Origin of the sequence: Brevundimonas sp. (assembly GCF_018608325.1) — a bacterium.
Lineage (GTDB): Bacteria > Pseudomonadota > Alphaproteobacteria > Caulobacterales > Caulobacteraceae > Brevundimonas.
On the sequence record NZ_JABAZW010000068.1, the window covers coordinates 4,209 to 16,186 of the forward strand.

At 58.5% G+C, this 11,978-nt stretch carries 8 protein-coding genes; 3 read left to right on the plus strand and 5 right to left on the minus strand.

The window, feature by feature from the left end:
* Nucleotides 1–614 (minus strand): FAD-dependent oxidoreductase (locus QZ281_RS07175; protein ID WP_292226521.1); only part of this gene is annotated, 614 nt, incomplete at its 3' end.
* Nucleotides 615–838: 224 nt separating this feature from the next.
* Here QZ281_RS07175 and QZ281_RS07180 point away from each other — a divergent pair.
* The 3 genes from QZ281_RS07180 to QZ281_RS07190 all read left to right on the plus strand — a co-directional run bounded on the left by QZ281_RS07180 (nucleotide 839) and on the right by QZ281_RS07190 (nucleotide 6,656).
* Nucleotides 839–3,781: a TonB-dependent receptor gene (locus QZ281_RS07180; RefSeq protein ID WP_292226523.1), complete on the plus strand. Its 2,943-nt coding sequence runs from the start codon at nucleotides 839–841 to the stop codon at nucleotides 3,779–3,781.
* A gap of 69 nt (nucleotides 3,782–3,850) precedes the next feature.
* Nucleotides 3,851–4,354 carry a hypothetical protein gene (locus QZ281_RS07185; RefSeq protein WP_292226525.1) on the plus strand — a complete coding sequence of 168 codons (504 nt, stop codon included), beginning with the start codon at nucleotides 3,851–3,853 and terminating at the stop codon, nucleotides 4,352–4,354.
* Between the two features lie 121 nt (nucleotides 4,355–4,475).
* Nucleotides 4,476–6,656 (plus strand): TonB-dependent receptor, encoded by a 2,181-nt coding sequence (locus QZ281_RS07190; RefSeq protein ID WP_292226528.1) that lies wholly within the window; start codon nucleotides 4,476–4,478, stop codon nucleotides 6,654–6,656.
* A 23-nt stretch (nucleotides 6,657–6,679) separates the two neighbouring features.
* On the opposite strand, the gene QZ281_RS07195 is transcribed toward QZ281_RS07190, so the two are convergent.
* The 4 genes from QZ281_RS07195 to QZ281_RS07210 form a co-directional block, all read right to left on the minus strand.
* The gene (locus QZ281_RS07195) at nucleotides 6,680–7,456 is read right to left on the minus strand and encodes a phosphatase PAP2 family protein (RefSeq protein ID WP_292226531.1); all 777 of its coding nucleotides are present in this window, start codon (nucleotides 7,454–7,456) and stop codon (nucleotides 6,680–6,682) included.
* A 26-nt stretch (nucleotides 7,457–7,482) separates the two neighbouring features.
* Nucleotides 7,483–9,072 carry an alkaline phosphatase D family protein gene (locus QZ281_RS07200; protein WP_292226533.1) on the minus strand — a complete coding sequence of 530 codons (1,590 nt, stop codon included), beginning with the start codon at nucleotides 9,070–9,072 and terminating at the stop codon, nucleotides 7,483–7,485.
* A gap of 9 nt (nucleotides 9,073–9,081) precedes the next feature.
* Nucleotides 9,082–10,398: a serine/threonine protein phosphatase gene (locus QZ281_RS07205; RefSeq protein WP_292226534.1), complete on the minus strand. Its 1,317-nt coding sequence runs from the start codon at nucleotides 10,396–10,398 to the stop codon at nucleotides 9,082–9,084.
* A 78-nt stretch (nucleotides 10,399–10,476) separates the two neighbouring features.
* Nucleotides 10,477–11,978 (minus strand): TonB-dependent receptor (locus QZ281_RS07210; protein ID WP_292226536.1); only part of this gene is annotated, 1,502 nt, incomplete at its 5' end.

The following is an 11,978-nucleotide window of genomic DNA, read 5'->3' on the forward strand; positions in this document are numbered from 1 at the left end:
GCGCCGCGCGGCGCATCATCAGGCGCCAGCACGCCTCCGGTTACGCCGACGACGCGGCCGGCCTCAACCAGCAACTGATCGACGCGGTGGCGGTGGTGAAACCTCAATCGCCCTTGTTTGGCGGCGTCCCTGGCCCGTTCGGCGAAGGGTTCCGACACTCCCGTCCCGGTTCCCCAGGCGACGTGAAAGCGCGGTACGGAATTGCCGTGGCCAAACGCCTTGCCGCCGCCCCGTTCAGCCCACCCGACCATCGGCGTCAGTTTCACGCCATGCTGGCGCAGCCAACTCCGTTTTTCGCCTGCGGCGAACTCAACATAGGCCCGGCCCCATTTTGCGGCCCATTCATCCTCGGCTTTCGGCCCGTCCAGCCTGTCCCAACCGGCGCTGCCCTGCCAGTCCCGCCAGGCCAGTTCGAAGCTGTCGCGCACGCCCAGCCGCCTCTGCTCGGGCGAGTTGACCAGGAACAATCCGCCGAACGACCAGAAGGCCTGTCCGCCCAGATTGCCGGGGTTCTCCTGATCCACCAGCGCCACGCGCTTTCCAGCCTGAACCAGCTCATTGGCGGCCACCAGACCTGCCAATCCCCCGCCTACGATGATGACATCGGCGTCCATATTTCCCCCCGGCTTTCATAGGTATTAGGCGCAACTCTCAGTCAGAGAAAAGGCGCTTATTTCGCGTACATCTATGTCAATAGGTATTGACATAGAGGTGAGTACCATGATGGTCTAGCCACAATCGCTGCTGGCGCCGCCCCAGTTTGCGAAACCAAATCGGCGGCATGGAAACGTTCAGCGGACTCGTTGGGAGACGGGCCGCACCCTGGGGAGGGATTCAGATGGCGACATCCGTCGTTCGCGCACGCTTGGCTGCAACAGCATCAATTCTGGCCATGTGCGCAGCCGCGCCCGCCTTGGCCCAGACCGCGCCAGCCACGGCGACGGTGGATGACATCATCGTCACCGCACAGAAGCGCGAGCAAGCCATTCAGGACGTGCCAATCGCCGTTTCGGCCTTCTCGGCCGAGACGCTTGACGCGATGAAGATCGAAGGCGGCTCTGAGTTGTTGCGGGCTATCCCGAACGTCAGTTTCTCTAAGAACAACTTCAGTATGTACAATTTCTCGATCCGCGGGATCGGGACCAAGGCGATTTCGGCATCGTCGGATCCGGCGGTGGCGGTCAGTTTCAATAATTCGCCGATGATCCGTAACCGCCTGTTCGAGTCTGAATATATGGATGTCAACCGGGTGGAGGTTCTGCGGGGGCCACAGGGCACCTTGTATGGCCGTAACGCTACGGCGGGCGTCGTCAATATGATCCCCAATCTGCCGGGCCCAGATTTTGACGCCATGATGAAGGCGGAGGCCGGGAACTTCGGCTCGATGCGCGGTCAGATGATGGTGAATATTCCGCTGTCCGAGACTTTCTGGGTCAGAGGTGCGGCGTCCATGACTAAGCGCGACGGCTTTGACTACAACACATACAACGAAACCAGCGTGAATGGGCGAGATCTTTATTCGACCAGGCTGTCTGCCGCATGGGAGCCGAGCAATAGGTTTAACGCCAATTTCTTGTGGGAGCATTTCGAAGAGGATGATGATCGCTCCAGGACAGGAAAGCAGCTTTGCACCCGTGACCCTGGTCCTGAAACAATTGGTTCCTATACGATCACGGATAAGGGCCAGAGAGGGAAGCTAAGCCAAGGCTGCCTTCCGGTTTCTCTATATTCGGACTCAGCTTACCAAACGCCAAATGCATCCGGCATGGCGCAACTTCAGATATTGTCTCAAGCTTTATCGATTGGCTATAAGGCGTCACCTTTCCGATCGATCAACATCATGGACGAAGGGGTAGATCCATATCTTGGTGTTGTTCAATCTAGAAATCTACGCGAGATCTCGACCAACTATAATCCGATATACAAAGCGAAAAACGACATACTTCAGATGAATATGTCTTTTGATCTTACTCCTACAACGAAAATAATTTCTCAAACTCTTTATACAAGGGACAGATTTTACGCTAGCCAAGACTATTCTAGATTTGTCTCGAACGACATATTTAACGACAGTGATGGTTTGCTGGATGTATTTGGACGTCCGTTCTCGGGGTCCGAAATTTCACCAGGTGGATATTACCTGGACCCGCAGCTGGGTCTATCTAGAAAGATGCTATCTATAGATGTAAGTCAGTCGGAAAATGATCAATTTTATCAAGAATTGAGAATTCAATCATCTGTAAATAACTGGTTCAGCTTCAATGCAGGTTTAAATTATTTAAAATTTAATACAGAAGATAACTACTATGTATTTAACAATACATTTTCCATGATGGCGGAGTATTTCTACAATAGGGATGCGTCGAAAAATCCCAAAATCATAAGCATGCCTTGCACAAACGGCGCCGTTATCGAGTGCGTCTATGTAGATAAAACGCCGCTGTCTTCATTGGCTGGTGATGGTCATAACTATTTTAGAAGTAAAAATGTCGTAAGTACAGAATCGTATGCGGCGTTTGGCGAGGCCTATTTTGATATAACTGACACAATAAGGCTGACTTTGGGCGCCAGATATACGGACGACAAAAAAGTAACTACACCATATCCGAGTCAACTTCTTCTCGGTTATTCAGACGTCCTGGGAGGCATAACGACGGGTGGGTCGGTTGCTCGAGGTCTTGTGGCTGATCCTGATATTAAGCAAAGTTGGAGTGCATTTACTGGACGTGGGGTCTTGGATTGGAAGCCCACTAACGACGTCATGTTTTATGCATCTATTGCGCGTGGATATAAAGGTGGCGGCGCTAATCCACCTAGAGCCGATATAGATCCGTCTGTTGTCCAGTATCAGCCTCTGCCGGCAACTTTCGATCCTGAATATGTCACGTCCCTGGAAATCGGCAGCAAAATGAATCTGCTCGATGGCAAGATGCGATTAAATGTGACTGGTTTTTATTACGATTATGAAGATTATCAGGTGTCGCAAATCGTTGATCGTATTTCTCTTAATGAGAATTTTGACGCCAAGTCGATGGGTGTCGAAATGGAGGCAATATGGAAGCCGACTCGCAACTTCCGTATGGATGCTAATTTTGGATATCTACGAACAAAGGTTGGCTCCGGACAGAAATCTGTTGATGTTATGAACCGGACTCAAGGAAATCCAGACTGGGTTCTTGTCAGGCCATGGGCCCAGGTTCCTTCAAACTGTATTGCCCCGAAGAAGCACGTTGAAACTGTTCTTTCGTCACCATTCAATAGTTTGTGGATCTATGCGCTGTCCGCGCTTTGCGGTGGAGCTGCGCGAATAGGGTCATTTGATCCCGAGTTTCCGTCCACATTGCCTTTCCATATGTTCTTCGGAATCGACTATAATCCTCTTCGCGACGCCGAGAACGGCGGGCGTGGATTCTCAGCAGATTTAAGTGGAAATGAGCTCCCTAATGCTCCGAGAATGACAGGTAATATTGGAGCTCAGTATACGTTTGATAGTCAGGATTGGTCGGTCACCATTCGTGGCGACTATTATCGCCAATCGTCGAGTTATTTCAGAATATATAACACTGATTACGATAGGTTGAAGGGTTGGGGGAGCGCTAATTTCGCGATTACGATCGAAAATCTATCGTCAGATATTAAGGTACAGGCTTATGTTAAGAATGCGTTTGATGATGCGCCCATTGTGGACGCATTTACCAATAGTGATGATTCAATGTTGACAACTAATGTTTTCACATTGGATCCTAGGGTCTTTGGTTTTAGTGTAAGTAAATCGTTCTAATCCATTTGAGATAGTATGTGATTTGTGTATAGTTATATAGACGCGATATTGCGTCGAAGGAGGGAAGTCATGAAGAAGTTTGCTTATTTGGTTGCCGGAGCTGTTGCTGGCTTGGCCGCTATGGTTGGTGCCTCTAGTGCTTCTGCCCAGTCCTGGTCGCCCGCTCCTGCTAATGGGTGGTCGTTGAACGGGGTATTAAATGTTCAACAAACATTGTCTCTTAGCTGCACCGTAACGGGACATGCTAAAACCTATACTTCTAATACTGGCGATATAGACGCGTTTAATTTTTCAGGTGGGTTGTGTGGAGGAATTACTCCGAATCTTAACTGGGCCATCGAGCCAATTTACATTGGCGCCGGTGGTGGGGTTCGTGTTCATATCAATGTAAAGGCCCTGTTTAGCACGTGCTCAGGATACATTGATGGTGAGCTCGTCGGGCAAAAAATCGTTTTTAATAGACAAGAAGTCAAAAAACTTGATGGAAGTTCTAATTCTCCCAAATGTTATGTCGAAGGATATGCAGATCTAACGCCTACGGCGCCGAACTCATCTCCTCTGTCCATTTCGTAAATGGGTCGCCGCCCCGCGTTATGCGGGGCGGCTTCTTATTAGTAATAATGCCTGTTGATTTCGTGTTTATCGAGATTTCGAATTAACTATATGGTTTGATCTTGGTTGATAGGGTGGCTGAATGATTTGGCTTCCGTTCATTAGTGTCATTGCTATTGGGCAAGCGGAAATCATTCCTCCTAGTTTTTTTATTGAAAAAACGGACGAGCAAGTCGCTCCTAATATTTTATCTACTCCTGTGGATGTGGATGACGTCGAGGTCCTAGTGCGTAGAGGGGCCGCCCTTGTTGCGCCAGAAGTGGAGTTAGAGGGCGCCGAAATCGACGCACTTGGCGCTTGGGATGTGGGGGAGGTCTTGACCCGACTACGCGAGATGCTCGGCATTAGTGATCAGTTGCTCGTGATCATTAATGGGAAGCGTGTGCCAAACCCGGAGGTGTTTTCGGGCTTTCCGCCAGATGCGTTGGTAAGGGCGGAATTGCTTCCATCGGAAGGGGGGGCTCTCTATGGTGGCCTGCCGGGGCAGAGGGTGGTTAATCTTGTCCTGCAGCAGCATTTTTCCAGCTACGATGGACGGACGGCGGGTTCTCGTCCGACGCAGGGCGGTACGACTTCATTGTCGGGAGATCTACGAAGGTCAGGGATATCGGGCGAGAAGACCTATCTCCTTGGTGGGCAGGCATCCCGTGAAACGGCTTTGAGGGCTGATGAACGGCGCCGTGAAATATTGCACGATGGCCTTGAGGCGGGGGCGGTTACGATACGACCGAGCGGAGATGCTTGGGCAGGAAATGCAATGCTCACACGTCCCTTCGGGGCGTGGTCTAGCGTGTTCAGTCTAAACGGGCAGGTGCGGCGTAGTCGTTCTGTTGTGCGTTTCGACAGCGATATCTTTGAGACCAATCGCCGAACTGAAAGTCTTAGCGGTTCGGCGGGGCTTAGCCGTTTTGTGGCAGGGTGGAGTTTGTTGGCCAGCCTGAATGGCCAGGTGTCGCGTTCGCTCGAAGATGGCGCCGTCGATACACGCAACGAAAACCAATCGATAAGTTTGAATGCTTCGGCTAGCCGCAGCCTTGTTGATCTTGGAGCGGGGCCGGTTGTCGCAAATCTGAGCGCCAATCTGATGGAGAGTCGTTCAATGGTGGATCGTGCTCAAAGCCGGATGGTGACCGGTTTCCAGTCCCAAGAAGGACGTGCGTCTTTCACGATCCCCTTGGCAAGGGCAGTCGGCGCCCCGGTGGTTGGGTGGATCGGCGACATTCATGCGACATTAGGCGGGGGGCTCCGTGACAGCAGTGGGGGCGGCGGAGAAGAATTGAATGGCGCCTTGGCGTGGGCGCCGCGCAAATGGTTGCGTCTGAACGGCGCCTGGTCGACCAATTCTGATAGTATTTCGGATCTGCAGCGTTTTGAGCCCCTCTACCAGGGTGCGCCGCGCGTATTCTTTGACTTTCGAGCCGGTAAAGCAGTCGAGATTGCACCGATACTTGGCGGCAATCCGGCTTTGAAGGCGCCGCGTTCGGAGCGCTTCTCTCTTAATGCGGCTATTGGGCCCTTCACCGAATGGGGGATGGCGGGAAACTTTGGTTATCAGGCGTCAGAAGCGATGGATGGGATCGGGGTGTTGCCTGATCTGACTGCGGACGTTGAGGCGGCGTTTCCTGAGCGTTTTGAACGAGACGCCAATGGGCGCCTTATCAGTGTCGATTTGCGACCACTGAATTTAAGCTCCAGCTTAACGGAAGGTTTGACTTCAGGGTTTAATTTCAGCCTGCCGCGTCCACAGGGGGTTGCGGCAAACGAGGCTACAGTTGCTCGGTTTTCGTTGAACCACAGCCTACAGCTTCGAAATTTGACCACTCTTCTGGAAGGACGGCCGGATCTGAATCGGTTGAAGGGGGACGGCGGGGGAGTTTCCAGACAGAGTCTTAGAGCTATGTTGGACGTCAAGCGGGGGCGCTGGGGACTGAATGCTTCTGCCAGATGGCAGGACGGCTATCGAACCCGGCGAAACGGCGGACGGGATGATCCTTCTGACCTGGTTTTGAAGCCGTTCACTGCGGTGGGTCTTAAGCTCAGCTTTCAGATGATGTCGTCATCAGTACGCGCATCCACCAGCAGTGAAGAGGGCGGGGCGCGTCGACGCAGTTCCGGTCTGCAGGTGAATCTTGAGGTCGAGAACCTGTTTGACGCGCGCCCTGAGGCGAGGCTGGGTGACGGATCTGCGGCTCCTGGGTATGGCCGCGATGCCCAGGACCCGATTGGAAGGGTGGTCCGTCTGTCGGTGCAGCGACGGTTCTAGGCTTCATGATTTACTTACAGGCATTATTTCAGTGGCGGCTGTAAGCCTCTTGCCGCATCCAGTTCTGCTCTTGCGATCTCCAGATCGCGCTTGAATGCCGGGTCGGCCTGCAGGCGGGCGACTATGGCGGCGCCGACGAGGCGGCCGGCTTCGACGTCGCTGGCGTAGTGGACGCCGCAGATGACGCGGCTTTGGCCGTAATCAAGGCCGCGGGTCAGGATGGCGTTGGCGCGGTCGGGGGCCAGTTCGGCCAGAACCAGCGCCCAGGCCCAACCCAGTGCAGAATGGCCGGACGGATAGGAGCCGCTGCGGCCCAGCCACGGCTCGGGCGCGATACAGGTCTTCATCGGTTCGGCGACGAAGGGGCGGGGACGGAAATAGCCCTGTTTGGCCGGGGTTTGGATCGTCTCCAGATCGCCCAGCATCCGCCCCAGCAGCAGGGCCAGGGTCGGCATTCTGACGGGGTCGAAATCGACGCCCAGGGCTGCGTTGAAGATGCGCGGGGCGGACGGGGTCTCGATCTCATTGTCGGCGGCGGCCTGACGCCACCGGTCGGAACCCTCCAACGCGCGGGTGGCGTGATAGATGGCGACATCATCCTGTTGCCGCAGCGACCCGGCCTCTGGCGGCGGGGGCAGGAAGGCCGAGGCGTCGGGGGCGTCGTCCTTGGCCAGATAGCCGTGGGGGTGGTCGCTGAAACCCTGCCACAGGGTCGGGGCGTCGGTGCTACGGGCGGGCGCAGAGGCGCAACCGGCCGCCGTCATCAGGACGGCGACCGCGCAAACGGTCTTGATATTCATACTGTTGGTTCCGTTAGGGCGTCGGCTTATGCGAGCTGGGCGCCGGGGCGGCCGTCTTCGACGACCCAGGTGTTCAGGGTGGACAGGGCGGCCCTGGGGTCGCGCACGTCGCTGATCGCCTGATAGCGGGTGGTGGTCCGGCGCGGGGTGATCTCCATCGACATGTAGCCGCGCACACGGCTGTCGAAGAATTTGATGTGCGGGTTGCCGGGCATGGCCGACATCAGTCCGTCATAACTGGGGCCGGTCGAGGTGATGGAGGTGCCGACGAACTCGGTCGCGACGGTGGGCGAGGCCGGGTCGTTGCTGTCCAGCTTCACATCCGCCGTCCAGAAGGAGTGGTAATCGCCGCTGAGCACGACGGGGTTGCGCGGCTTCAGGGTGTTCAGAGTCTGGGTCAGGCGGTCGCGGGCCACAGGGAAGCCGTCCCAGGTGTCGGTCCAGTAGCGGGTCTCGGGTCCGCCGTCGCCGAACCGCATTCCGGCCATCAGCAGGTCCTGACCCAGAATGGTCCAGCGGGCGTCGGCGGTCTTCAGTCCGTCGTACAGCCAGCGTTCCTGATCAAAGCCCAGGAAGGTGCGTGATGGGTCCAGCCGGTCGGTGCAGACGGCGTCGGTGACGATCTGACCCTTGCCCCCATTCGGCCCGTCGCTGCAGGGCTGGCGCGACCGGTACTGGCGCCCGTCCAGCATGAAGAACTCGGCCAGCTTGCCATAGCGGACGCGGCGATAGATCGGCATCTGCAGCCGCGCATCCAGACGGGTGCGGCGGATCGGCATGGCCTCATAGAAGGCTTGATATCCGGCGGCGCGGCGGCGCAGGAAGTCGTTGGGCGAAACCCCCGCTGTCTTGGACCAGACGCCGGAATAATCGTCCTGAACCTCGTGGTCGTCCCAGATGGCCAGGCAGGGGGCGACGGCGTGCAGGCGTTGCAGGTCGGCGTCTGTGCGGTGCAGGGCGTAGCGGTTGCGATACCCGGCCAGGGTCGTCGCCTCTTCGAACCCATAGGGACGCACCACCTCGGCGGCGCGTTCCGGCCCGCGTGTGTATTCGTAGATGTAGTCGCCCAGGAACAGGGTCAGGTCCGGCGCCTCGTCGGCCATGTGGCCATAGGCGGTGAAATAGCCCGACTCCCAGTTCGAGCATGAGGCGACGGCCAGTTTCAGCGCCGCTACATCGGCGTTGGCGGCGGGCGTGGTGTGGGCGCGGCCGACGGGGCTTTGCTGGCCGGCGGCGGTGAAGCGATACCAGTAGGGGCGGCCGGGGCGCAGGCCAGCGACCTCGACATGGAGGCTGTGGGCGGCGGACTGGTCGGCGGTCTCGATGCCGCTGGCGACGATGTGGCGGAAGCCTTCGTCAGCAGAGATGTCCCAGCGCACAGCGACCGGTCCGCCCATGCCGCCCAGACCATCCGGCGCGACCGGATCGACTGCCAGACGCGTCCAGATGACGAAGCCGTCGGGCGCGGGATCGCCGCTGGCGACGCCCAGCGGGAAGACATAGGCGCCGCCCGACCCCATGCCTGCATGGGCGCGTCCGAACTGGAGCACGGCGGGTGCGGCGACCAGACCGCCCAGCAGGGCGCGGCGATGAATGCGGAAGGCGGCGTCGGTCATGAGGCAGGCTTACTTCGAAACGGCGGCTTGGGCGGAAGCAACTGGGGCGCCGAACCGGGCGCGGAAGTCGGTCAAAGGAATGGAGAATTCGTCGCGGCTCAGGAAGTCTTCGTCGCTCAGGTGCGGCTGTTCGTTGGGCTTGTACCAGCGGGCGTAGTTGGGCTCATCCGAGGCGAAGCGGCGATAGTGGGTGGACCAGGTCCGCACCCGCACGGTGGGCGTGGCGGCGTCCATGTCGAACTGCATCAACCGCATCCAGCCGTCGCCCAGAGCCGGGGCCTTGTCGGCGGGAACGCCAGCATCCAGCGCGGCCTGATTGCGGTCCTGATAGTCGGACAGGATCTGATAGACGGCGCCGCCCTGACGGTTCTGGTCGACGCGGAACGACTGGCCGTTGTGATGCCCGCTCAGCACCATGAAGATCTGCGGATTGCGCGCGACCAGCTTGTCCCAGATGGCCTGCGGGCTGTTGTCGAAGGGATCGACCACGGTCTGGTTGACGACCGGATGCGGCAGGCGCTCGCCGTCCTTGTTCAGGAAGTCGTGGGTGGTGATGATGGTCGGCAGGCCGGGATGGGCGTGGATCACCGTCTCGGCCCATTTCAGACTGGCGTCGGTGGGCGAGAACTGAAGCCCGATGTGCAGGAAGCGATAGCCACCTGCCTCGAAAATCTGGGCGCTGTCGGCGCCGTCCTGATGGGCGGCGACATACCAGGGGCGGTTCTTGAAGAACGCGCTGTCGGCGCCGAAGGCGCGCGTCCACTCGGTCGGGCCGCCGACATGGATCATGCCCATGCGGCGCAGGTCGCCCTGCGGCGCGGTCAGGTCACGCGGCCAGGATTCCTCCCACCACTGGGCGTCATAGTCGTGATTGCCCGACACGACCGAAAAGGGCAGGGCGCCGTCCAGCAGGCGGTAGGCGGCGATGGAGGCGGGTATCTCGACCTCGCGCACGCCGCGCGTCCAGCGGTCGGGGTTCATTCCGGCGGGCAGGGGCCGGGCGGAAAAGCCGCGTGCGGCGTGTTCGGGATCAATGGCGATGGTCGGGTGCTGCCACACGTCGCCCAGTCCTGTGGCGAAGACGATGTCGCCTCCGCGTGAGACGGCGTTGTCGGCGATGTAGCGCATCTGCTCGACCATCATGTCACGGGCGTCGAAGGCGAAGCCATCTGCGCGCTGATGGGTGAAGTCGACGTAGTTCTGGGTGTCCGGGATCACGGCGATGGTGAAACGCCCATCTGCCGCCAGCACAGGCGCGTGGGCCGCGCCCAGCAGCAGGCTGAAGGCCAGGGTCAGGGTTCTGGCGGTCTTTGCGATCATCGTCATGCCCATGTCTCGTGGCCCGTAATCTTTAGGGAGAAGGCGGGGCCTTGATCCGAAGACCAAGGCCCCGTTCGTCAGGTCTCAGTAGCGATAGCTGACCCGCACGCCCCAGGTGCGGGGCGGGTTGGGCGAGCCGGTCGAGGCCGAGATGAAGCGGTTGCGCGACTCTTCGGAATAGGAGTCCGTCAGATTGTTGACGTACAGGCCCACCGCATAGTTCGCATTGGCTGGACGCAGCGTCAGGTTGGCGTTGACCAGCCAGTAGGAGGCGATGATCGAGTTGGACGAGGTGCTGAACTTCTCGTCGCGATAGGCGTAGTTGCTCTCCGCCTCGACGCCCCAGCCGCCGATCTGCCAGTCATAGGCCACCGAACCCTTGTAGTCCCACTTGGGGAAGGGCAGGCGTTCGCCTGCGCGGTCGCTGTAGACGATGGTGTTGTACTCGCCGGTCACCGGGTCCTTGGCGGCTTCGGTGGCGGTGGCGTTGACGAAGAAGAACTCGTCGTATTCGCCGTACTTGTAACCGACCGACTGGGTGATGGTCAGGTTGTTCAGCGGACGCCAGCGCAGCTCCAGCTCCGCGCCCTGAATGTGCGACTTGGGCACATTGATCATCCGGCCCACGCGGCCCGTCTGGGTGTAGAGCACGCCCTGAAGCTGCTGATCGCGATAATCATAATAATAGGCCGAGGCGTTCAGCTGCAGCTTGCGGTCGAAGAAGCTGGACTTGATGCCCGTCTCATAGGCGATCAGCTCCTCGAACTTGAACGGATCAAGCTGTTCCGGCAGGCCGCTGTTGTAGGTGGTGAAGCCGCCCGACTTCACGCCGCGCGAGACGTTGGCGTAGGTCAGGATGTCGTCGCTGAAGGTGTATTCCAGACCGACCTTGCCGCTCCACTCGCCCATGTGCTGGGACTTGGAGGTGGTGGCGTTGACGCGCGGGACGGGGGCCAGAACCGCCGTCTTGAAGTCGTTCAGGTCGCGGCTTTCGTCTTCGTAGCGCAGGCCCGCCAGCAGGGTCAGGCGGTCGGTCAGCTTGTAGTCGACATTGCCGAAGACGCCGGTGGTCTGAACCTTCTGGCCGTAGGTGGTGCTCATGTAGAAGCCCAGGCCCTTGGCTTCCGAGAAGTCGGAGTAGAAGCCGCCGTCCACGCTTTCATTGGCGTGATACAGACCGGCCAGCCATTGCAGGCGGCCGCCCGTAGGCGAGGCCAGACGCACTTCCTGCGAGGTGGTTTCGATGTCGTTGAAGAAGTAGGTGCCGGCCTCGTTCGAGGACGTCGCGTCCCAGTCGTTGAACTCGCGGCGGTCAAAGGATTCGTAGCTGGCGATGGCCGTCAGGGTGGCCCAGCCCAGATCCTGGTTCAGACGCAGGCTGACGCCCTTGCCCTCGTTGTCGCGGAACGGCTTGGCGTTCGGCGATACGCCGATCAGCTGGGCGAAATAGGGGCTGATGCCCCAGCCCGTGATCCGGTGCGAGGTGTCGATCGGATAGACCCGGCCGCCGCCCGAGGTGAAGGGGGTGGTGATCAGGCGCAGGCCCCGGCCGTCGGACTCGTCGCGGCTGTAGTGCAGGTTCAGGT